Source organism: Sphingomonas sp. AC449 (assembly GCF_979253475.1).
In genome coordinates, this window is the sequence record NZ_CEEDCZ010000004.1 from 65,072 (window position 1) to 88,298 (window position 23,227).

Below are 23,227 nucleotides of genomic sequence, written 5' to 3' on the forward strand. Positions count from 1 at the left end.
CCGAATCCCCTCTAGCACGCTCGTTCATCGACGCGTAAGGCGCGGCGATGACGAGCAATACCGCCCCCGCAAAGACCAGCCCGACGATCGAGTCGCGCGACCAGCTGATCGCGAGCTTCGCGCGTGGCGAGAAACCCAAGGACCGCTGGCGGATCGGCACCGAGCACGAGAAATTCGTGTACGCGAAGGACGACCATCACGCGCCGTCCTATACCGAGGCGGGCGGCATCCGCGCGCTGCTCGGCGAGCTCGAGCAGCATGGCTGGGCGCCGGTGCTCGAGCGCGGCCCCGACGGCACCGAGAACGTGATCGCGATGACCGGCGCGGACGGCAGCATCAGCCTCGAGCCCGCGGGCCAGTTCGAGCTGTCGGGCGCGCCGCTCGACAACCTGCACGAGACCTGCGCCGAGACCGGCCGCCATCTCGAACAGGTCAAGGCCGCGGGCGAGAAGCTCGGCATCGGCTTCCTCGGGCTCGGCATGTGGCCCGACAAGACGCGCGCCGAGCTGCCGATCATGCCCAAGGGGCGCTATGCGATCATGCTGCGGCACATGCCGCGCGTCGGCAGCATGGGGCTCGACATGATGCTGCGGACCTGCACGATCCAGGTGAACCTCGATTATGCGTCCGAGGCGGACATGGTGAAGAAGTTCCGCGTCGGGCTCGCGCTCCAGCCGCTGGCGACCGCGCTGTTCGCCAATTCGCCCTTCACCGAGGGCAAGCCCAATGGCATGCTGTCGTACCGCAGCCATATCTGGTCCGACACCGATCCGCACCGCACCGGCATGCTGCCCTTCGTGTTCGAGGACGGCTTCGGCTATGACCGCTACACCGACTATGCGCTCGATGTGCCGATGTACTTCGTCTACCGCGAGGGCAAATATATCGATGCGGCGGGGCTCAGCTTCCGTGATTTCCTGAAGGGCGAGCTCAGCGTCCTGCCCGGCGAAAAGCCGACGCTCGACGACTGGACCGACCATCTCTCGACCGCCTTCCCGGAGGTGCGGCTGAAGACCTTCCTCGAGATGCGCGGCGCCGATGGCGGGCCGTGGAACCGGATCTGCGCGCTCCCCGCGCTCTGGGTCGGGCTGCTCTACGACCAGGGCGCGCTCGATGCCGCCTGGGATCTGGTCAAGGACTGGACGATCGACGAACGCCAGTCGCTGCGCGATTCTGTCCCGAAGCTGGGCCTCGACGCGCCGATCGCGGGGGGTGGCCGCCTGCGCGACATCGCCGGCGCGGTGCTCGACATCGCCGGTGCGGGCCTGTCGGCGCGCGCGCGCCTCAACCAGGCGGGCGACAACGAGACCGGCTTCCTCGACCCGCTGCGCGAGATCGTCCGCTCGGGCAAGGTCCCGGCCGAGCTGCTGCTCGACAAGTATAACGGCGCCTGGGACAAGGACGTCGCAAACGTGTATGAGGAAACCCGGTTCTAGCGCATCATGCCGGGGGGCAAGGATGGTCGATCACCCGACGCAGATCACCGACAGGATCGAAGCAGCTCGGAACCTCTTGGTGCGGCTGTCCGTCGGTATCGCTCACCCCGCCGGACCGACGGACCGCCGATATCAACGCCCCACGCCGCGTTCGTGCGCCCAGACGATCGCGGCGCTCCGCCGGTTGACGCCGATCTTCGCGTAGAGCCGCGCGACATGGTTGCGCACCGTGTTGCGCGACAGCGCGAGCCGTTCCGAGATCGCCGCGTCATCGAGGTCCTGGCATATCAGCTCCAGCACCTCGCGCTCGCGCTTGCTGAGTTCGACCGTCGCTGCGGCGGAACCCGTCGCGGTGCGGGGATTTCGCAGGGTCGCCAGCTTGTCCATGATCGACCGGCTCAACCAGTTCGCGTCCTTCATCACCGCGTCGATCGCTTCGACGAGTTCGAGCTCCCCGCGTCGCCGGGCCGAGATGTCCTGGTACAGCCACAGCACGCACGGCGTTCCGTCGACGCTGATCCGTTCGGCGGACACGAGGCAGTCGAGCGCCTCGCCGGCCTTGTGCAGGAGTTGCACGTCGCGGCCGCGGAAGCCACCATGCTCGCCGATCTCGGTCTCGAGCTCTTCGCGCTGGCCCGCGTCGTTCCACAGCTGGAGATCGTCGGCGATGCGGCCGATCACGGCGCGGTCGGCATAGCCGGTCAGCGCCTTGAACGCGGCGTTCACCTGGACGATGCGGTTGTCCCGGCCTTCGGTCACGACCATCGCGACCGGCGCCATCTCGAACACCGACGCAAAGTGGCGTTCGCTCGCCTTCAGCGCATGTTCCGCGCGCCTACGCGGTTCGAGGTCGGCGAAGGTGAACAACAGGCAGTCCTGGTTGGCGAGCTCGATCGGTTGCCCGGCAAGGATGACGAGCGTCGTCGTCCCGTCGGCAAGCGGCAACTCGGCCTCGAGCTGGGGGATCGTCTCGCCGGACGCGACGCAGTCCCGGACGAACGCCTTGCGGTCGACATCTGCCAGAAAGTCGAAATCGAACAGTGTCTTGCCGACGATCCAGTCGCGCTCATAGCCTGACAGGTCGAGAAAGCCCTGATTGACGAGCACGTAACGCTGGTCGGCGATGCGGATGATGAGCGCGGGCGCGGGATTGGCGTGGAACATCGCCTCGAACCGGGCTTCCGCGTCGAACCGTTCGGAGACGTCGTTGATGACCAGGCCCAGGCAATCGGGTTCGCCGCCATCCTCGTCCATGACGATGTCGCGCACCTGATGGACCCACCGGGGCTCATCGGCGTCGACAGGCGTGACCTCGACGATCAGATCGGGAAAGCTCTCGCCCGCGAGCAGCCGCATCAGCGGATACTCCCGGCGCGGCAGCTTGCGGTGGTCGCGGTAGCGGAGCTGGAAGCGCGTGGCATAGTCGTCGGCGGTCTGCCCGAGATCCTCCACGCGCCTGACCCCGTGCATCTGCAATGCGGCGGGGTTGGCGCTGAGGATCGTCCCGGTCGGATCCATGAGGATCACGCCCTCGAGCAGCCCCGTCATCAGCTGTTCGAGATGGTGCAGCGTCGGGGCATGCAGCGGTTTCGGGGGCGTGTCGGTCATGCCGGTTCAGCGCCCCGCAGCGCATCGGGTTCCGCCGCGCGCGGTACAGCTCTACCAACGCCGCTGGTGCGTGCGCACCAATTTCCAAATCGCTGGAAATTGTGCGGACTGAACGGATCCCGGCTTCAGGGTGTTGAGGCACCTGTACCCATATTGTCCAGGAGCCCTATCATGAACCTCATCATCCTTCTCGTCGTCGGCGGTCTTATCGGCTGGGTCGCCAGCATGATCATGCGGACCGATGCACAGCAGGGCGTCTTCCTCAACATCGTCGTCGGCATCGTCGGCGCGCTGCTCGCAGGCGTCCTCATCACGCCACTGATCGGTGGTGCTTCGATCATGGACGGCGCGCTCAACATCCAGTCGATCCTGATCTCGCTGGTCGGCGCGGTCATCCTGCTCGCGATCGTCAACATGTTTCGCCGCGGCGCGGTTCGCTGAGCGTAACGGAGGGCGGCGCACCCGCGTCGCCCTTCACCCTGCCCGACACGCGCGCGCGCCCAAGGCCCGTGCGGATCTCCGTGATATCGGCGGGGGTCGACGCCGGCATCGCCGTCGCGGGCCGCGCAGCGAGCGGACCGACCGTCGGCGGTGCTAACACCCCCATTCTTCCGCGCGACGCCTTCGCATTCAGGCGGATTAACGCGATGGGAACGATGTCGGCGGTATCGGCGCGTCGATGGCTACCCGACTCATAGACGACACATACCCTGCCTGGCTCGGCAAGGACGAACGCCAGCTCGTACGGATTCCGGTTGCCTGGAATGCCACGATATCCGCGGACAAGTTCGACGAGCAATCGGTCTGCATCTCCGACTGTACGGCGCGGGGGTGCCGCGTCGAGACGCAGCTGGCAGTGACTGTCGGCACATTCGTCCATCTTACGATCCCGCGATTTGCCACGGTGCCGGGATGGGTCGCCTGGAGCAGTCCGGAGGCGATCGGGATCGACTTCAGCCACCCGCTCCCCAACCGCGTGCTCGAGTGCATCATCGAACGCAACGCGCCCTTCTAAGAACCGCAGAACGACGGATCGCGAACGGGTTGTACCGGCAGGTCGGGACAGCTAGCGCAGGGTCGCGTTCCATCGACGCGGCGTCACGCTCCGGCGTGCACTCGCTGCATTGGCGCTGATCCGGGAGACCGGATCGACGACGTCCAGCGAGGCTGCGAAAGGACAAGTTCTTGGCCATGCGAATGTGTTTGCGGTCGCCGGTACGGGCGATCGCGTTTTGAACGCCGGTGTCGCGGCCTCGATCGAGCGGTTTGTCGATGCGCAGGCACCGGTCTACACCGACGCGCTCGCAGAAATCCGCCGGGGCGCCAAACGCTCGCACTGGATGTGGTTCGTGTTTCCGCAACTGACCGGGCTGGGCCGGAGCGAGACGGCCAGATATTTCGGCATCCTCTCGCTCGACGAGGCGCACGCCTATCTGGCGCATCCCGTGCTTGGCCCGCGGTATCTCGAATGCGTGTGCGCGCTGCAGGATCTGGCAAGCAGCGACCCCGTGGAGGTGTTCGGTGCGATCGATGCGATGAAGCTTCGATCATCGCTGACGCTGTTCGAGCGGGCCGGGGCGGGCGCGATGACAGGCGCCGCGCTTGATCGCTGGTTCGGCGGCGAGCGCGACGGGGCGACGCTCGCCTTGCTGGCCCGCTGATCGCCGCCTGTCCGTACCGATCACCCGATCGGCACGGACAGGCGTCATGCGCTTAAGCGCCTCCGTGCGCGCGGAAGCAGGTCCTACCGGACCGGCGCGAACGAGAAGAGCTGCGTCTTGATCGATGCCGGTGCGCCGGGCTTGAACCAGTTGGTGTCCTGGATGTGGCTTGCGGTCACGTACATCCGACCATCGGGTCCCTCGGCGAAGGTATCGGGCCAGCGCAGACGCGGGTCGGTCAGTACCGGCTCGGTGCGGTTGCCGACCAGACGTGAGATGCCGTTGGTCGTGGGCGAGGTGATATAGAGGATACCCGCCTTGCTCATCCACAGACCGTCGGCGACATGCGTCTGCGCCACCGTCCTCACACCGGTGCCGCGATCCGCCTCGCTGACGTTCGCGCGCAACAGCGCAGTATCGATCGAATAGAGCGTCTTGCCCGTCAGCGCCTGGTAATACAGCGTCTTCCCGTCGTTCGAGATCGCGATACCATCCGAGGCGAAGGCGGGTTGGCGTCCATCGGGGCGGACCAGCGGCTTGCCATCGGTCCTGACCGTCACCGTCTTGTCGATCTGTGTCGAGGGATGGCCGTCGAGCGCACGAAAGCCTTTGCCGGTCTCGAGATCGATGACGATGATCGCACCGCGCGTGCCGCTGTCGGTGATGTAACCGGTCTTGCCGTCTGGCGAAAAGCGGATGTCGTTGAGGTAGGTGCCCTGGAGCGCGACGTCGAGCGGCACCTTAATGACCTTGGTCACGCGATTGGTAGCGAGGTCGATCCGCACCAGCTTTGGCGCGCCTTCGAGGATCTTCTCGTTGCCGGGCGCGCCCGGGTCGAGCACCCAGAGATTGCCTTGGCCGTCGGGTACGATCGATTGCACGCAGACGAAATAATCGCCGACCGGGAGCGTGTTCGCCTTGGCGTTGCGCCAGCTGTTCCATTTCTCGTCCGGATAGGCCTTGAGCGTGCCGTCCTTCATCACCTCGGCCACCGAAATCGGCGCGTCGTCGGTCCAGCGCGGGAAGTTGACGAAACGCCGGCCATCCGCCGTCACGGCGACGCCGGTCGCCTGGTGATCGAACTGCGCGACCTGCGTCAGGGGCGCGGCGGGACCCTGAGCCTGTGCGATACCGATCAGCGATGCGGTGATGATCCCGGCGGCGGCGATGCCGGCCAGGAGGGTTTTCGAACTGGGCATGATGCGGCTCCGGTCTGTGGGGTCTGTGACGTCGGCGGGATCGCCGGTGAAAAGCTGGATGAGATGATGCGCGACCGCGGTCGGGTTCTCGCGCTGCGGGAAGTGACCGACGCCGGCGAGCGTGACGACCGCGAACGGGCCGTCGAACTTGCCCGCTACGTTCTGGCTGGCCGATGGCGGGTTCACGCCATCGACCGCGCCCCGGATATAGAGCGCCGGCAGAGAGAGCGTTCCGGTCGCCTTCACCTTGTCCTCGAGCCACTGGCTCTGCGGATCGGGGTCGGCCTCGTCCCAGCGCGCGCGATAGCTGTGCAGCGTAACGTCGGCCCAGTCGGGGTTCTCGAACGCCCGCGCGACGCGGTCGAATGTCGCCTCGTCGAACCAGCCGGGCGGCGACCAGTTGATCCAGTGAATATGCGCAAAGCCCTTACGATCGTCGCGGACCGCCTGCGCGCCGCGCCTCGTCGCCATGAACCAGTGATACCATTGCCGCTGCGCCTGCTCGAACGGCGGGGTGGGCATCCCGCCAAGCCGCGGCGGCGTCGACAGCATCGCCAGGCGCTCGATCCGCTCGGGCCAGCCGACCGCCATCGCTTCGGCGGTATTCGAGCCCCAGTCATGCCCCGCGACCATGAAGCGGTCGATGCCGAGGCCATCCATCAGCGCGATCATGTCCATCGCCAGCATGGCGCTGTTGCCGGTACGCGCGGCATCGCCGACGAACCGCGTCGCGCCGAACCCGCGCAGCGTCGGCACGATCACGCGCAGCCCGGCATCGGCCAGCGCGTGCGCGACCTCGTCCCATGTCGAGGCATCGTCGGGCCACCCATGGATGAGCAGGACGGGCTGCGCGGTCGGCGCGCCATAGTCGGCGTAGTGAATCGTCAGATGCTCGGTGGAAATGTCTGGCATGCGCTCGCACTGCTGCTGTGATCATCGTCACAACCCGGGCATGCGCAGAGCGTTCCGGCATAAGTCCTTGACCATCATGGACTATCGGTCCGGCCGCCCGGTGGCGTTGCAAACCGCGCCGCTGTTTTTTCGTCCGGGATTAGCGGCGCATGGTCGGGGTGCGCTGGGTGTGACGAGCAGCGGCAACAGGCTGGAATCGTGCCACGCTGCCGCCACCCGCGCGATCGGATGGCCGGTCCGATGGAACGGTTCGGTCGAGCGATCGTCGGGCACGACAAGACCACACGCGATGCCCGTCATCCGGCGAATGCCCGACAGAGAAGGACCCGATCATGAGCAACAATGAAACGTCGCGCCGCGGCATTCTCGGTGGTGCCGCCATCGGCCTCGCCGCGGCAGCCGCGCCGGGCGCCGCGCTGGCGCAATCGGCAATAGCCGGGGGCAAGGGCGCGGCGCCCAGCCTGCGTGATCCGCGCGACAAATACACGCGCACACCCTTCCCCGAGCAGCGCCAGCCCTGGCCCGCGCTCGCCGGCAGGATGAACCCGCGTCCCGATCACGGCGAGACGAGCTATCGCGGCGCGGGGAAGCTGGTCGGCCGAAAGGCGCTGCTCACCGGCGGCGATAGCGGCATCGGTCGCGCCGCGGCCATCGCGTTTGCCCGCGAGGGGGCGGACGTGGCGATCAACTATCATCCCAGCGAGGAAGCGGACGCACGCGAGGTCGCCGACCTGATCCGGCAGGCAGGACGCAAGGCGGTGCTGCTGCCCGCCGACATCCGCACGCAAAAGGCCTGCGAGGATACCGTGAGGAAGGCGATATCGCAGCTTGGCGGCCTCGATATCCTCGTCAACAACGCGGCCTATCAGCAGTCCAAGGCGGACATCATGGAGATCAGCGACGAACAGTTCGTCCGCACCTACGAAACGAACATCTACCACGTGTTCCGCTTTTCCAAGGCCGCGATACCCGCGATGCCGCCCGGGTCCGTCATCATCAACACCATTTCGCAAAACGCCTATGATCCGAGCGACGACCTGATCGACTATGCGTCGACCAAGGCCGCGATCCAGAACCTGACGCGGGGCATGGCCAAGCAGCTTGCCAAGAAGGGCATCCGCGTCAACGCGGTCTCGCCGGGGCCGATCTGGACGCCGCTCCAGGTCGCGGGCGGGCAGTTGCCCGGCAAGATGCACGAGTTCGGGCAGGACACGCCGCTCGGTCGCGCGGGCCAGCCCGCCGAACTGGCAGCGCTGTTCGTCGTGCTCGCCTCCGACGAGGCAAGCTATTCGACGGGGACCGCGGTCGGCGCGCATGGCGGCAAGGGATTTCCCTGACCGCCGGACCATGACATTCGCGATCATACCACAGGGAGAGGCCGGCAATGTCCGACGATTATGCACGCGGGCGACGCGATGGGCTGCGTCTGGCGCTGTCGATCCTCGAGGCCGAAGAGAACAAATGGGAGGCGCTGCTCGGCGGGAGCACATCCTGGCGGACCAACGCGACGCGCGCGATCCGCCACAAGGCGTATCAGGTCGCGCGCAAACGCGTGCAGACCGCGCTCAACCGGCTGCTGCCCAAGTCGGACTCCGCGTTACCGGTCGAGGTCGCATCGATGATCGATCGGGCGGGATTATAGCCGGACCACATCGGTTCCGTGTTCCTGCTGCGGGGCCGCACTGCCCTTAGGCGTTCGACCGCAAGACTACCGAAGCCCCGCTGTCTCAGAAGTTTACCGTCAGCTTGACCGTGCCACTATGGCTCTGGAACGCGTCGCGGATTTCGCCGTCATATTGCACCCCGATGCGCAGCCGATCGTTGCGGCTGAACGTCAGGCCCGCGCCGAGAACCGCACCGTCCCTCGGACCCCGCGTCGACGTGCTGGTGAAGGTCACCCCACCCAATATGGCGGTCAGCGGAACCGGGCCATTCACGTAATTGTGGATCCACCCGAGCTTCACGGATGGCGCGAATCGGCCCGAGCCGGTGTCGTAGATCGCCCCGCCCTGCACCCCGATCTCGTGGTTGAGCGAATCGACCGAGATCCGGCGGACCTGCATGTTCGCGGTGCCCGCCTGGCGTTCGGTATAGCCGTCATTCCGCAGGTGGATCGCGCGCAGCCCGGCATAGGGCGTGAGCGACGCGCTATCGCCCAGCGGTACCGTGTCGCTCACGCGGAGGCTGCCGAGATATTGCTGCCCGTCATAGGACGCCCTGGCGGTCCGGCCGAGAAAATCGATCCGCCGCTGCTGGCGATACGCATTATAGCCAAAGCCGAGCTGGCCATCGACCGCGAAGCCGCCATTTTCCAGATCGCCCGGTTGCCACGTGAAATAGGTGGTCGCCTGATAGCTGTCGAGGCGAGTCCGGCTCCCGATCAGGTCGGCGCGGCCATTGGCGGTGCTGTTCACCCAACTCACCGCGCCGCCGACGAGAAGCGTGCTGCTGCCGATCAGGTCGACACCGGCGATGATCCCGAAGCTGTCCGCCGCATAGGGCGACGAGCCGGCCGCCACCCCGCGCTTCGCGGTGTTGAACAGCAGCTGCCCCCAGACATTGCCGCGCTGGCCCTGAGACCCCGCCGACATACCGCGTTCATCGCGGCCACTCGCATTCGCCGCCAGGACGTCCTGATGCTGCACGATCGCGTTCACCGCCGGCGACACCGCCAGCGCGACGACCTGCGGCGTCAACTGGGTCGGCGAAAGCTGGACGATCGCGCGCTCCTGCTCCGCGGCCGGCAACGCGGCCAGCGGGACCAGCACGTCGTTGATGACCGGGAGTGCGGCACCGGTGTCGGCACTGTTTCCGGCCACGACGATGGCGTCGAGCGCGGCACCGGTCCCGACGCCGGGTCCGCCAGCCGAGACGCCGATCGGCGCGAACTGCGTCGCGGGCACGTTGTTCTTCACCGTCAGTACCAGATCGGACGTACCGCCGCCGCTGGCTGTCGAGAAGCTGCCGTCGAACCCCGTGATGGACGAGGTCAGCCCGCTATAGGTCAGCGCACCACCGGCCTTCACCACCGTATAGGGCGTACCGGCCGCAAGCGTAGTGCTGCCCAGTGCGACGAGCCGGACGTTCGTGTTGGTGAGGCTTGCCGATCCGCTCACCTGAAGCTGGCCGTAGACGCTGGTCGACGTGACGCCGATCAGCAGCGCGCCGCCGACCTGGCTGTAATTGCCCGTCACCCGCACCGCATTGTTCAGCTGCAGCATCGCGCTGCTGACGAGGCCACGCGTGCCGAGGTTGATCGCGTCGTTGAGCAGGAGGTTGCCGCTGAGCACCAGATTGCTCGCGAGATTGGTGATCGTCCCCTGGCTGCCCGCAGCGAAGCCGGTCAGCGTGCCGAAGCTCGTGCCGCTGCCGCCCGCGATACGCAGGTCCGTGCTCGCGAGGTTCTGGATATTCCCTGCGATCACACCGCTATTGGCGATTGGCCCCAGCGTGCCCGCATTGGTGATCGCCGCGACCGCGCCGCTCAGCGTGCCGGTGTTGGTCAGGCTGCCGAGACTGCCGCTTGCCGCGACATAGACCGGATGGTCCGCGGTCAGGCTGCCGCTGTTGGTCAGGCTCGTCAGGCTCGCACCGACATAGTTGTTGGTGGCGGTGACGACCAGATTGGTGCCGCTGGTGCCCGACGTCAGCGCCAGCCCCGGAATCGCCCCGGTGGCGACCGACACACCCGTATAGGCCGATCCCGCGCCGCCGGTGACCAACGTCGCCGCCGTGGTGCCGGCCAGATAATTGGCTGCGCCCAGCAGCGTCGTCGACACGGTGCCGCCGCTCAGCGTCGCCGCGCCGCTCACGTTGAGCTGCGCCCCGCTCGCCAGCACCAGCCCGCCCGCCGTCTGGCTGAAGGCACCGGTGATGCTCGAACTCGTCGCCAGGCTCAGCACCGCGCCGCTGTTCGCCACAGCGCTCGCCACGACATCGTCGCCCAGCAGCAAATTGCCCCCGGCGAATACCACGCCCCCGCCGGAATTGGTGATCGTCCCGCGCCCGCCATTCAGCCCGGTCAGCGTGCCGATGCTGCCGCCACTGCCGCCGGAGATCGTCAGCGCCTGCGCCGCCACGTTCTGGATGTTGCCGGCAATCACGCCGCTATTGGCGATCGGCCCCAGCATGCCCGCATTGTAGATCGCCGCGACCGCGCCGCTCAGCGTGCCGCTATTGGCCAGGCTGCCGAGACTGCCGCTTGCCGCGACATAGACCGGATAGTCCGCCGCCAGGCTGCCGCTGTTGGTCAGGCTGGCGAGAGTCGCGCCGATATAATTGTTGTCGGCCGTCACCACGAGGTCGTTGCCGCTCCCGCCCGCCGTGAGCGCCAGCCCGGTGATCGGGCCGGTGGTCACCGACACGCCGGTATAAGTGGAGCCGGTGCCGCCGGTGACCAGCGTGGCCGCCGTTGTCCCTGCCAGATAATTCGCGGCGTTCGGCAAAGTCGTCGCCACGCCACCCCCCGTCAGGCTGGCTACGCCGCTGACATTGAGCTGCTGGCCGGTAGCCAGCACCAGCGAGCCAGCCGTCTGGCCAAAGTCGCCGGTGATCGCCGCGCTGTTCTGCAGCGTCAGTACCGCACCGCCGTTGGTCACGGCATGGCCGGTCGCCACGACATCGTCGTCGAGCAGCAGATTGCCCGAGGCGAACACCACGTTGCCCGCAAGGTTGGTGATCGTGCCGCGTCCGCCATTCTGGCCGGTCAGCGTGCCCATGCTGGTGCCGCTGGCACCGGTGAAGGTCAGATCCTGCGCCGACACGTTCTGGATGTCGCCCGCGATCACGCCGCTATTGGCGATCGGCCCCAGCATGCCGGCATTGTAGATCGCCGTTACCGCCTGGATCGTGCCGCTATTGTCCAGCTGCCCCAGCGTCCCGCTGTTCAGAATGCCATAGGTGGCACCCATGATCGTTCCGCTGTTGATGGCGACAGTCAGCGTACCCGCGTTGTTCAGCGCGGCGCTGTCAGGTGCCGCGGAGTCGAGCAGGATACCGCTGTTGTTCAACGTGCCGATGCTGCCGCCATTGTAGAGCGCGAGTTGGCCGGCGATAGTGCCGCTGTTCGTCACGCTGTCGATCCAGCCATCATTGTACAGGCCGCGCGCTTCGCCGCTGATCGTCCCCTGATTGATGACCGCGCCGATCACGCCGGCATTGTTCAGCCCCGCGGCCAGGATGGCCGGCGTGTCGATCATGCTGCCGGTATTCAGGATCGTGCCGATCGTACCGCCGTTGAACACACCGACGGTGCCGCTCATCGTCCCGCTGTTCGCGATAAGCCCGATGGCGCCGCTGTTATTGACCCCGAAGCTGGTGCCGGCAAGCACGCCGCTGTTCGACAGCGTGCCGATATTGCCCGATGTCGCGACAACGATCGCCGTCGATACGCCCGAAATCGCACCGGCGTTGTCGAGATTGGCGAGCGTGCCGCCGACATAGTCGTTCTGCAACGTCAGCAGCAGGTTGACGGTGCTGCCGATCGTACCGACGCTCGTCGCGATCGACAGGCCGTTGATGCCCGACGCCACACCGACGCCGAGATAGCTGGACCCCGCGCCGCCCTGCACCAGCGCGCCGCCATTGCTGCCGGCGATGTAGTTGCCGGTCGCGTCGAACTGCGTCGTGGTGATCAGGCCGCCGCTGATGTTGGCGATGCCGCTGACCAGCAGCGAAGACTGGCCCAGCGCCAGCGTGCCCGATGCCTGGGCGTAATTGCCCGTCACCGCGACGATGCTGGTCAGCTGGAGGGTCGCGCCGGCATTGATCAGCGTGCCCGTGCCGACATTCACCGCGTCGTTCAGCACGATGCCGCCCGACCCCATCACGACATTGCCGACGAGGTTGGTGATCATGCCCTGGCTGCCGGCGCCATGGCCGGTCAGCGTGCCGAACGTTCCACCGGTGCCACCGGTGAACACGAGATCCTGTGCCGACACATTTTCGATATTGCCGGCGATCGTGCCGGTGTTGGCGATCGTACCGAGCGATCCCGAATTGAACAGCGCGACCGGGCCGGCGATGGTACCGCTGTTGGTGAGCGCACCCAGCGCTGCGACGTTGACGATCGCGCCGACCTGACCCGATCCGGCCGAGACCTGGCTGTTGATCAGCGCGCCGCTGTTGTTGATCGCGGCGATCGTGCCGCCATTATAGATGCCGGCGGACGCTGCGGCGACGATGCTGCCGGTGTTGTCGAGTTGACCAATGCTGCCAGTGTTGGTGATCGCGGTGCCGCCGACGTCGAACACGCCGCTATTGGCGATGCCGCCGATCATGCCTTGGTTGGCCAGACCGACATTCGCGGTGATCATGGCGCTGTTGAGGAGCGCACCGATCGATCCGGTGCTGGCGACGTAGATGGCGGTGTTCCCGCCCAGGCTGCTGGTGTTGCTCAGCGTGCCCAGCGAACCACCGACATAGTCATTGGTCACGCTCGCCAGCAGGTTGGTGCCCTGCGTCGCGCCTGCAATCTCCAGCCCGCCGACATTGGCGGTATAGGCCAGCCCCGTATAGGCCGATCCCACGCCGCCTGGATGATGGTGCCGGCCGTATCGCCCGCCAGATAATTGCCCGTCGACGAAAGCCCGCTGACGGCGATCGTCCCGCCCGTGAGATTGGCCGTACCGCTGACGATCAGGCCGCCGCTGGCGACCACGCCAAGCGTACCGCCGGACTGGCCGAAGTTGCCGGTGACGTCGACCGCGCGATCCAGCTCCACCGACGCACCGGTGTTGACCAGCGCGTGCCCGGAGACCACGACGCTATCGTCCAGCAGGATCTTGCCAGATGCCAGCACGACATCGCCATTCGCGCTCGAAATCATGCCCTGCGCGCCGCTCTGCCCGGTGAACACGCCGTTGCTGGCGCTGCCGCCGACGATGGTCAGGTTGCCCGCGGACTGGTTGACCACATCGCCCATCACGGTGCCGGTGTTGACCAGCGTACCCAGCGTACCGGTACTCGCGACATACACCGCCGTGGCGGCGCTCAACGTTCCGCTGTTGACGATCGAGCCGAGCGTGCCGCCGACATAATCATTGTTCACCGACAGCAGCAGGTTGGTATTGCCGCCGATCGTGGCAACCGATCCGGCCGCATCCAGCCCGGGAACGCTTCCGCCGCTGACGATGGCGCCGCTATAGGACGATCCCGCCCCGCCCTGGATCAGCGTGAAGGAATCGCCCGCCAGATAGTTGCCGGTGCCGGACACCGCCGTGAGGACGCCGCCGCCGCTGACATTGGCGATGCCGCTGACCACCATGGTGCCCAAACCCGGGTTCAGCACCAGCGCACCCGCGGACTGGGTATAGTTGCCGGTAATGCTGGTGGTGCCGAACAATCCCAGCATCGCTCCGCTGTTGACGACGCCATGCCCCGTCACATCGATCGAACTGTCCAGCACCAGCAAGCCGCCGCTGAACACCAGATCGCTCGCGGTGTTGCTGATGACGCCCTGGCCGGAAACGCCGGTCAACGTGCCGATGGTGGTGCCGCTGCCGCCCGTGATCGTCAGATTCTGCGCCGAGTTGTTGACGATGTCGCCCCGGATCACGCCGCTGTTCGCGATGCCGCCCAGGCTGCCACTGGCCGCGATATAGATCGCGCCCGCATCGCCGCTGAGCGTTCCGGAATTGACCAAAGTGCCGAGCGTCGCGCCGGTGATGTAGATGCCATGTCCGGTGTTGGTGATCGTCCCGCTGTTGCTGAGCGCACCGACATTGCCGGTCATGAACAGCGCGGTCGCGCCCGCAATCGTGCCCTGATTGTCCAGCGAAGCGATCGTGCCGCCGGCGTTGAAGATGCCGATATTGTTGCCGATCAGCCCGCTGTTCGTCAGCGTCCCGATGCTGCCGGCATTCTGCAGTCCGGTGCCGAATGCGTCGTTGGTCGTCTTGATCGTGCCGGTATTGACCAGCGCGGTGATGCCGCCGGTGCTCGCATTGTACAGGCCCGGATTGCCGCCCTCGATCAGGCCGGCGTTGCGCAACACCCCGACCAGTCCGGCATTATACACGCCGTTGCTGGTGCCAGACAGCGTGCCGCTGTTGTCGAGCGTCCCCAGATTGCCCGTCGCCGCGACATAGACCGCCTGCGCGACCCCGCCGATGCTACCGCTATTGTTGATCGAGCCGAGCGTGCCGCCGACATAATCATTGGCGACGGCCACCACGAGGTTGGTGCCGCTGGTGACCGGGCCGGCCGCCAGGCCCGTCGCCCCGCCCATGCTGATGCTGACACCGGCATAGTTCGAGCCCACGCCGCCGGACACGAGCGTTCCGGCATTGCTGCCGGCGAGATAATTGCCCGTGGCGGAGAAGCCGCCCGCAGCGATCGTGCCGCCGGTGATGTTCGCCGCCTGGCTAACGACCAGTCGGCCGGTGGTGCCCAGGTTGAGCGTGCCGGCGCTCTGGCTGAAATTGCCGTCGACGTTGACGATCGTCGCCAGCGTGATGTCGGCGCCGGTGTTGCTGACGGTCAGCGCGCTGGCAGCGATGTTGACGGCTTTGATCGTATCGTTGAGCAGCAGCGCACCCGCGGCGAAGGTGAGGTTGCCGCTGGCGCCGATCGTGCCCTGGGTCGTCCCGGTGGAGCCGGTAAACGTACCGATCGCGCCGCCGCTGCCACCGATGATGGTGCCGATCACGCCGCCGGATGGGTTGATATTGCCGCGGATCAGGCCGCTGTTGATGACCGTGCCGAACGTGCCTGCAAGCGCGTTCTGGCCCGACAGCGTGCCGCTGTTGTTGACGACGGCGATCACGGCGTTGTTCTGGATCGCGACCCCGGCGCCGGTAATCACGCCGCTGTTGGTCACGGTGCCGATCGTGCCGCTGTTCAGGATCGCCCAGCTGCTGTTGGTGATCGTTCCGCTATTGACCAGCTGGCCGATGCTGCCCTGGTTCCACAGCGCGGTGAAATTGGCGTTGGTGATGCGACCGGAGTTGCCGAACGTGCCGATCGTGCCGCGGTTGTTGACGCCGAATTGCGCGCCGCCCAGCGTGCCGGTGTTGGACACCGTGCCGATAGTGCCGGCCGTTGCCACGTAAAGGCCGGTGGCGGCGCTGGTGAGCGATGCCACGTTGGCCAGCGTGGTGAGCGATCCGCCGACATAGTCGTTGGTAATCGCCAGCAGCAGGGTGTTCCCGCTGATGCTCGACGAACTCGCCAGGCCGGTGACGGTCCCGGTCGAAACGGTAGCGCCGGAAAGCGACGAGCTCGCGCCGCCGGAGACCAGCGTATAGCTGCTCGCCAGGTAATTCCCCGTGCTGGACAGGCTCGCCAGGACGGTGCCGCCGCTCAGGTTGGCCGCTCCGCTAACGATCAGGCTGCTGGTGCCGGGGGTCAGGCTGAGCGTGCCCGCCGACTGGCTGTAATTGCCGGTGATGCTGATGTTGCTGGTCAGCGACAGGCTGGCGCCGGTGTTGCTGACGGTCCGGCCGGTCGCGATGATCCGGTCGTTGAGCAGCAGATTGCCCGACGCGAACACCAGGTTGCTGAGCGTGTTGTTGATCGTGCCGATGCCCGACGTGCCGGTCAGCGTGCCGATCGTGCCCGCCGCGCCGCCAGTGATCGTCAGGGGGTTGGCCGTCTGGTTGTCGATCCGGCCCCTGATGACGCCGCTGTTGGAAATCCCGCCAAGGCTTCCCGAGATGTAGATCACGTTGTTGCCGCTGATGGTGCCGCCATTGGCGTTGACCAGCGTGCCCAATGTGCCGGCGACATTCACCGCGTTGGTGGCGTTGCCGATATAGCCGCTGTTGACCAGCGACCCCAGCGTGCCGCTGACCTGGACGGCGGTCTGCCCCGAGGTGATCGTGCCGCTGTTGTCGATCGTGCCCGAATTGCTGTTGCCGTCGAGATAGATGCCCTGCGGCCCGCCGTTGATGCTGCCGCTGTTGCTCAGCAGCCCCAGCGTGCCGTAATTGGCAAAGCCCGCTGAGCCGGAGGAGATGAGGCCCGCATTGGTGAGCGTGCCCATCGACGTATCGTTCTGCAGGCCCGCCGCCGTGCCGCCCAGGATCGTGCCGGTCGATGTATTGGTCAGGTTGGTGATCGTGTTCTGGTTGCCCAGCCCCTTTTGCCCGCCGCTGATCAGGCCGCTGTTGGTCAGGTTGCCGATGCTGCCATTGCTGCTGAGCCCGGTGCCCAGCCCGGTCAGCGTGCCGCTGTTGATGAGGGTGCCGACCGCGCCGGTGTTGGCGACGTAGAACGCCCAGGTTACGCCGCTGATCGAGTCGCTATTGTTGATCGAGGCCTGCGTATCGCCAACATAGATGTTGTTGGCCGACAGCAGCAGGTTGTTGCCGCTGGTCGTACTGCCGAAGGCCAGGCCGGTGAAGCCGCCGCTCGTCGCGATGCCGACGCCCGTATAGCTCGAGCCGACCCCACCGCTCACCAGCGTGCCGCCGGTCGCCCCTTTCAGATAGGTGGCGTTGGGGGAAAAGCCGTTGGCGCCCGCGCTGATCGTGCCACCGGTGATGCTCGCCGCCTGGGTGACCACCAGCTTGCCTGCAGTGCCCAGATTCAGCGAGCCCGCGCTCTGGCTGAAATTCCCGTCGACGTTGACGATCGTCGACAGCGTGATGTCGGCGCCCGTGTTGCTGACGATCAGCGCGCTGGCCGTGATGCTCTTTGCGACGATCGAGTTGTTGAGCAGCAGCGCGCCCGAGGCGAAGATGAGGTTCCCGTTCAGGCCGATCGTACCCTGCGTGCCGCCGGTATAGCCCGTGAAGGTACCGATGGTGCCGCCCGTTCCGCCGATGATCGTGCCGATAACACCGCCGCTATCCCCGCTAATATCGCCGAGAATCACGCCACCGTTTCGGATCGTGCCAAAATTGCCGGCGAGCGCGTTGCCCGCGCCCGACATCGTGCCGCTATTGTCGACCAGTTGGATGACACCGTTGTTCTGAATGGCGTTCCCATTCGAAGAACCACCGGCGATCACGCCGCTGTTGGTCACCGTCCCCAGCGTGCCGCTGTTCAGGATCGCCCAGCTGCTGTTGGTGATCGTGCCAGTGTTGACCAGCTGGCCGATGCTGCCCTGGTTCCACAGCGCGGAGAAATTGTTGTTGGTGATGCGGCCCGAATTGGTCAGCAGGCCGATCATGCCGCGGTTGTTCACCCCGAACTGCGCGCCGCCGAGCGTGCCGGTGTTGGAGAAGGTCCCGATGCTGCCCGTCGTCGCGACAAACAGACCGGTGTCGCTGCTGGTCAGCGCCGCAGCATTGGCCCCGGTCGCCAGCGAGCCGCCGACATAGCTGTTGTTGATCAGCAACTGCAGCGCCGTGCCGGTCGCGTTGACCGACCGGTCCAGGTTGGCGAGCGTGCCCACATCGACCGTCGCACCGAAGATGTTCAGGCTGGACCCGCCGAGCAGCGTGTAGGTGCCCGCCAGATAATTGCCCGTGCTGACGAAGTTCGACTGGATCGTGCCGCCGCTCGCGGTCGCCACGCCGGTGGCGATCAGGCCGCCCAGCGGGTTCACGTCGAGTGTGCCTGCGGTCTGCGTATAGGCGCCGGCAACGTTGATGCCGCTGTTGAGCAACAGGGTCGCGCCGGTGTTGCTGACCGTGCGCCCCGTCGCATTGATGTTGTCGTTCAGCACCAGGTTGCCCGTCGTGAACACCAGGTTCGCCAGCGTGCTGGTGATGCTGCCCTTGTTCGTCAGCGTGCTGCCGGTCAGGGTGCCGAACGTCGCGCCGGTGCCACCCGCGATCGTCAGCGCATTGGTGCTCAGATTGTTGATGTTGCCGGCGATCACGCCGCTGTTGGTGACGTTGAGCGCGGACACGCCCGATCCGAGATACAGCGCTATGGCGCCGCTCAGCGTTCCGCTGTTGATCAACGAATTGAACGCGCCGCTCCCGATCGAAATACCGTAGCTGCCGCCGCTGATCGTCCCGCTGTTGTTGATCGTGCCGATCGTGCCGCTTGTATGAAAGACGCCGGCCTGGGCGCCGATGATCCGGCCGGTATTGGTGACCTGAGACATCGTCCCCGAGTTCCACAGCCCGCCGGTTGCGCCGCTGATCAGGCCGCTATTGGTGATCTGGCCGATCGAGGCGCCGGTCTGGTTGTTGCCGATGCCGCTGCTGGAACTGCTGACGATCGTGCCGGTGTTGATCAGCGTCAGGATCGAGCCGCCATTGTTGGCGACGCCGCCTGCGGCACCCGATGCCCCTGCGGCGACGGTAATCGTGCCGGAATTGTTGAGCGTGCCGATCCTGCCAGTGGCGGCATTATGAATACCGCGGGTCGTGCCGGCAATCACCCCGGTGTTGCTGAGCGATCCGATCGATCCTACGCTGGTGACGGCCGTGCGTCCGCTGATCCGCCCGGCGTTGGTCAGCGCACCGATCGTACCAAGCGCATTGATGAGGATACCCGTCGCGACCGCGGAGATCGTCCCGGTGGCCATATTGGCAAGCTCGGCGACGCTGATCGTGTCCGTGCCGGTTGCACCGACAAGGATCGCCTTACCCGTCGCCGCCGTATTGTTGACCCGGCCGCTGTTCGACAGCGTACCCAGCGTCGCGCCAGGCCCGCCGGTGATCGTGATCGCGTTCGGATCGGGCGTGCTGATCGTACCGGTAGCGGTAATCGTAAAGTTGCTGCCGGGGGAGGTCGCCCCGCTCCATATGGTCCCGGTGGTGACCGAAGTCGCGATCGTGGTGTCCTGCGCCAGCACCGGCGGCGCGGCCAGCGCGATGCCGATGACGACCAGCGAGGAACCCGCCAGAACTGCCCGGTTGCGATTCGAACGCATTGATTCCTGCCCCTAACTGCTTCGCTAGACGGAATTCCAACACTATCAATCAGCAATCGAGGCGATGATTCTACGGGTCGGTTACGCTATTCTAAATAACGGAAATAGCCTCAATATTTTCCTGTCGGAAAGCCAATTGCGAAATACCCACCTGTCGAACTTGTTTTCTTTATAAGATACTCGACGAGTCTTTTTGGACTTGTGATGATGCGTCGTCAACTATCCCATAGCATCCACTCATGGACTTTTATTGAACCGCACTGGTTGCATCAGACGGTGCCGGGCGCGTGTAGCGGGCCAATGCCGCGGCGACGCGCGCGATGACCTGATCCCATCGACCCCACTCCGTCTGCCGGAACAGCGTTACCGAGGGATACCAGGGTGTGTCATCGCGCCCCTGCAGCCAGCGCCAGTCGGGCAGCAGGGGTAGCATCACCCAGGCCGGGCGGCCCAGCGCGCCCGCGAGATGGACCGGCGAACTGTCGATCGAGATCAGCAGATCGACCTCCGAGAGGATCGCCGCCGTATCCTCGAAGTCGCGGATCTCGGGACTGAGGCTGACAAGGGACATGCCCGGCGGCGGCCGCAGCGCATCGTCTTCGCTGGGGCCCTTCTGGATCGAGAAGAAGGTGACGCCCTCCTGTCCCAGCGGCGCCAGCATCGCGAGCGACATCGACCGGTTGGCATCGTTCATGTGCGTCGGCCGCCCCGCCCACAGGCACGCGACCTTCAGCCCCGGATACGGTGCGAGGCGCGCCCGCCACGCCGCACGCCGATCGGGCAGCGCGGAGATATAGGGCATCGGATCGCCGGGCAGGTCGCCGAGCGTGAGGCCCATCGCCATCGGCAGGCTCATCATCTCGCAATGCGCGTCGAACGGTGGCGGCAGTTCGCCGCGCAGCGTGACCGCATCGAAGCCCGGCATGCGGCGCGCGATGCTCGCCATCTCATGGTTGATCTCGAGCACCACCTGCGCCTGGCTGCGCTGCTTCGCCCAGGCGACCATGCGCAGGAACTGGAACGTGTCGCCATAGCCCTGCTCGTCATGGATCAGCAGCGTCTGGCCCGGCATCGGACCCCCGTCCCAGCGCGGTCGCTGGACCTTGCGCTCGATGCGCGTCGTGTGCGCCAGGCTGTAGCGATAGCTGTACTCGCGCCAGCCGCGCGCGAAATCGCCGAGCAGCAACAGCGTTTCCGACAGGTCGAACCGAGTGGGCAGATGGCCCGGCAGCGCATCGACCAGCATTTCCTGGATCGGCCGCGCCTCCGCCACGCGTCCCTGCACGCGATACGCCTGCGCCAGCATCGCCCACAGCCCCACGGGCCCGCTGCCGCCCGCGAGGATCGGCCGCAGCATTGCCTCCACCTCGGCACCGCGCCCTGCTGCCAACAGCAGCTTCGCCTGCGCCTCCAATGCCCCGGGGTCCGTCACCGCACCGCTCAATGCCCCGCCACGGGTTTTTGCGCGCGCTTGGCCGCAGCCTTGGTCGCGCGCGTCGCCGCGACGGGCGCGACCGCCGGCGCCGCAGCAGGATCGATGCCAAGCGTCTCGAGCAACGGTCCGAGGTGATCCGCATAGGCGCGCCAGCGGCCGATGCTGCTGCGGTACAACGGACGCCGGACCTGGTTGAGGCTGGCGGTGCGGATCGTGCGGACGGTGGTGTGGAAGTCGAGACAGCCGGGATCCCAGTCGAGCCCGCAGAATTCGACGAGCCGGCGCGCTTCCGGCTCGATATCCGCCACGACATCCTCGTAGCGCACCTCCAGAAACCGGTCCGCCGGCAGCACCGCGCGCCAGTGCGCCATCAGCCGTTCATACCCGAGATAGAAGCGTGCCAGCTCGACCTGATCATAGCTGAACAACTGCTCGCGCGTGAACAGCTTGGTGTAGCAGGACAGGCAGGTGTCCGCGGGATCGCGCCGCACATGCACGATCCGCGCGTCGGGCAGGATGCGGTGGATCAGGCCGGCGAACAGGAAGTTCGACGGCATCTTGTCCACCAGCCGGCGGTGGTTGCCACCCAGCGGCGCGACCGCGCCCAGATATCGCTGCCCCAGCGCGACTTCGGTCTCCGCCGAGAGCTGCTGGACGATCGCCGGATAGCCGCCGCCCTGCTGGACGATGGTCTGCAGCGTCGCCAGCTCCCCTGCCCCGGCCACGGCAGGATGCGAAGCGAGGATCTGCTCGATCAGCGTCGTACCCGATCGCGGCATGCCGACGACGAACACGGCCCGCTCGCTGCCCTTGGTCGCCGCGCGCGGGCGGGCGAACAGCGCGGCGGGAAACGCGGCGGCGATGGCCGAGAACCAGCTGTCGATCGCGTCGGCATCATAGGCGAAGGTCGCCCGCTTCTGCCGGTTGCCCGCATCGAGATGGGTGAAGGCGCGCTCGGGGTCGCCGGCGTCCATCCATGCCTTGCCGATCGCGAAGTGCAGCGCGGTGCGATCCGCCTGCACCTGAACGCCGCCGGGGCCAAGCAGCGCCTCCATCGCCGGTATAGCCGCGTCGCCGGGCACGAAGTCGTGCAGATCCGCCAGATTGAACCACGCGGACGCGGACCGCGGATATTGTGCCAGCACCCCCTCGAACGCCGCCTGCGCCGCGGCGCGATCGCCCTGCTCCATCAGCACCACGCCGCGGTTGATCAGCGCCTTCTCACGGCCGAAGCCCGGCAACTGCGCGGCGCTGTCGTACGCGGCCATCGCCTCGTCGATCCTGTCCTGCGCCTGCAGCACCTCGCCCAGGATGTTGAGCGCCTCGCCGTTGCCCGGCGCCGGCGCCGCCGCCACCGCGCTGCGGGCGTCGGCCAGCGCCTCGTCCAGCCGCCCCAGCCGGCGCAGGATCGTCGCCCGCACCCCCAGCGCGCCGGCATGCATCGGCACCGCGATCATGAGCGAACTGACCCAGCGTAGCGCGTCCTCATACCGATCGCGCGCCACCTCCACCGCGGCCGCGTTGATATAGGCGTCGGACAGGCGCGGATTGGCCTCGATCGCGCGACGCGCATAGGCGAGCGCCTCGTCGTGCAATCCCAGATCGGTGAGCAGGTTGGACAGGTTGCTCAGTGCTTCGGCATAGGTCGGGACGAGGTCGAGCGCCTGCTGGTACCGCGCGCGCGCCTCTTCCAGCAGGCCGAGCCGCTTCAGCGTGTTGCCCAGATTGTTCTGCGCCTCGGCATAGCCCGGCTCGAGCGCCACGACCCGTTCCAGGCATGTCCGGCTCTCGTCCAGCTTGCCCGCTTCCTGGAGGACGATGCCGAGATTGTTCCAACCGGCGACTAGGCCGGCGTCCAGCGCCACCGCCCGGCGACCGGCCTGCTCGGCGTCGACGAGCTGGCCACTCTGGCGGCACATCTCGGCCAGGTTGCTCTGATAGATGGCGGGCGCGCGCGGCGCCTGGCAGGCGCGGCGCAGATGCTCGATCGCGACGTCGAGATTGCCGTAAGCATGCGCCATCAGCCCCATCAGGTGCAGCGCGTCCGACTGCCCGGGCCAGAGCGCGAGCACCTGCTGGCACAGCCGTTCGGCCTGATCCGCCTGTCCGGCATTCCAATGCGCGTTGGCCTGGGTGAGGGCCTGGTCGACGGTCAGAGTCTGCGGGGACGTACTCATAGCTGCGGCTGGCTCGCTCGATGGAGG

The 23,227-nt window shown here is 66.5% G+C and carries 12 protein-coding genes; 6 read left to right on the top strand and 6 right to left on the bottom strand.

All coding sequences use genetic code 11. The annotated features are described in order from the left end of the window. Nucleotides 1–47 precede the first annotated feature (47 nt). Entirely contained in the window at nt 48–1,436 is a 1,389-nt protein-coding gene (locus AC0CH3_RS09010; protein WP_354303215.1) for a glutamate--cysteine ligase, read from the top strand. Nucleotides 1,437–1,568: 132 nt separating this feature from the next. On the opposite strand, the gene AC0CH3_RS09015 is transcribed toward AC0CH3_RS09010, so the two are convergent. Beyond that, nucleotides 1,569–3,044 (bottom strand): helix-turn-helix transcriptional regulator, encoded by a 1,476-nt coding sequence (locus AC0CH3_RS09015; protein WP_354303217.1) that lies wholly within the window; start codon nt 3,042–3,044, stop codon nt 1,569–1,571. Nucleotides 3,045–3,215: 171 nt separating this feature from the next. On the opposite strand from AC0CH3_RS09015, the gene AC0CH3_RS09020 reads away from it, so the two are divergent. The 3 genes from AC0CH3_RS09020 to AC0CH3_RS09030 all read left to right on the top strand — a co-directional run bounded on the left by AC0CH3_RS09020 (nt 3,216) and on the right by AC0CH3_RS09030 (nt 4,705). Further along, on the top strand, nt 3,216–3,485 hold the full coding sequence (locus AC0CH3_RS09020; protein ID WP_354303219.1) for a GlsB/YeaQ/YmgE family stress response membrane protein: 270 nt from the start codon (nt 3,216–3,218) through the stop codon (nt 3,483–3,485). 238 nt (nt 3,486–3,723) lie between these two features. Continuing rightward, nucleotides 3,724–4,059: a hypothetical protein gene (locus tag AC0CH3_RS09025; RefSeq protein WP_056020281.1), complete on the top strand. Its 336-nt coding sequence runs from the start codon at nt 3,724–3,726 to the stop codon at nt 4,057–4,059. 217 nt (nt 4,060–4,276) lie between these two features. Then, nucleotides 4,277–4,705, top strand: a complete 429-nt coding sequence (locus AC0CH3_RS09030) for a DUF1810 domain-containing protein (RefSeq protein WP_465237789.1) — start codon at nt 4,277–4,279, stop codon at nt 4,703–4,705. Between the two features lie 83 nt (nt 4,706–4,788). Here AC0CH3_RS09030 and AC0CH3_RS09035 read toward each other — a convergent pair whose 3' ends face one another. Continuing rightward, nucleotides 4,789–6,816 (bottom strand): alpha/beta fold hydrolase, encoded by a 2,028-nt coding sequence (locus AC0CH3_RS09035; RefSeq protein WP_354303222.1) that lies wholly within the window; start codon nt 6,814–6,816, stop codon nt 4,789–4,791. Between the two features lie 332 nt (nt 6,817–7,148). Between AC0CH3_RS09035 and AC0CH3_RS09040 the strand changes: the two genes are divergently transcribed. Together AC0CH3_RS09040 and AC0CH3_RS09045 are read left to right on the top strand one after the other, a co-directional pair. Continuing rightward, a complete protein-coding gene (locus tag AC0CH3_RS09040; protein ID WP_354303224.1) occupies nt 7,149–8,153 on the top strand; it encodes an SDR family oxidoreductase in 1,005 nt (334 codons plus the stop codon). 47 nt (nt 8,154–8,200) lie between these two features. Then, entirely contained in the window at nt 8,201–8,458 is a 258-nt protein-coding gene (locus AC0CH3_RS09045) for a hypothetical protein (protein WP_354303226.1), read from the top strand. 85 nt (nt 8,459–8,543) lie between these two features. On the opposite strand, the gene AC0CH3_RS09050 is transcribed toward AC0CH3_RS09045, so the two are convergent. From AC0CH3_RS09050 to AC0CH3_RS09065, 4 genes are all read right to left on the bottom strand, one after another. Beyond that, nucleotides 8,544–13,343 (bottom strand): autotransporter domain-containing protein, encoded by a 4,800-nt coding sequence (locus tag AC0CH3_RS09050; protein WP_465237790.1) that lies wholly within the window; start codon nt 13,341–13,343, stop codon nt 8,544–8,546. Further along, the gene (locus tag AC0CH3_RS09055; protein ID WP_465237791.1) at nt 13,247–19,588 is read right to left on the bottom strand and encodes a hypothetical protein; all 6,342 of its coding nucleotides are present in this window, start codon (nt 19,586–19,588) and stop codon (nt 13,247–13,249) included. The genes AC0CH3_RS09050 and AC0CH3_RS09055 overlap by 97 nt, the downstream gene beginning before the upstream one ends. Before the next feature lie 247 nt (nt 19,589–19,835). Continuing rightward, nucleotides 19,836–21,020: a glycosyltransferase family 9 protein gene (locus tag AC0CH3_RS09060; protein ID WP_354303232.1), complete on the bottom strand. Its 1,185-nt coding sequence runs from the start codon at nt 21,018–21,020 to the stop codon at nt 19,836–19,838. An 8-nt stretch (nt 21,021–21,028) separates the two neighbouring features. Further along, nucleotides 21,029–23,200, bottom strand: a complete 2,172-nt coding sequence (locus tag AC0CH3_RS09065) for a sulfotransferase (protein ID WP_354303233.1) — start codon at nt 23,198–23,200, stop codon at nt 21,029–21,031. Nucleotides 23,201–23,227 lie beyond the last annotated feature (27 nt).

What these genes read in the sequence shown, in the direction of transcription:
- AC0CH3_RS09010 (WP_354303215.1), top strand. Translation starts at nt 48, where the DNA reads ATGACGAGCAATACCGCCCCCGCAAAGACCAGCCCGACGATCGAGTCG.
- AC0CH3_RS09015 (WP_354303217.1), bottom strand. Translation starts at nt 3,044, where the DNA reads ATGACCGACACGCCCCCGAAACCGCTGCATGCCCCGACGCTGCACCAT.
- AC0CH3_RS09020 (WP_354303219.1), top strand. Translation starts at nt 3,216, where the DNA reads ATGAACCTCATCATCCTTCTCGTCGTCGGCGGTCTTATCGGCTGGGTC.
- AC0CH3_RS09025 (WP_056020281.1), top strand. Translation starts at nt 3,724, where the DNA reads ATGGCTACCCGACTCATAGACGACACATACCCTGCCTGGCTCGGCAAG.
- AC0CH3_RS09035 (WP_354303222.1), bottom strand. Translation starts at nt 6,816, where the DNA reads ATGCCAGACATTTCCACCGAGCATCTGACGATTCACTACGCCGACTAT.
- AC0CH3_RS09040 (WP_354303224.1), top strand. Translation starts at nt 7,149, where the DNA reads ATGAGCAACAATGAAACGTCGCGCCGCGGCATTCTCGGTGGTGCCGCC.
- AC0CH3_RS09045 (WP_354303226.1), top strand. Translation starts at nt 8,201, where the DNA reads ATGTCCGACGATTATGCACGCGGGCGACGCGATGGGCTGCGTCTGGCG.
- AC0CH3_RS09055 (WP_465237791.1), bottom strand. Translation starts at nt 19,588, where the DNA reads ATGCGTTCGAATCGCAACCGGGCAGTTCTGGCGGGTTCCTCGCTGGTC.
- AC0CH3_RS09065 (WP_354303233.1), bottom strand. Translation starts at nt 23,200, where the DNA reads ATGAGTACGTCCCCGCAGACTCTGACCGTCGACCAGGCCCTCACCCAG.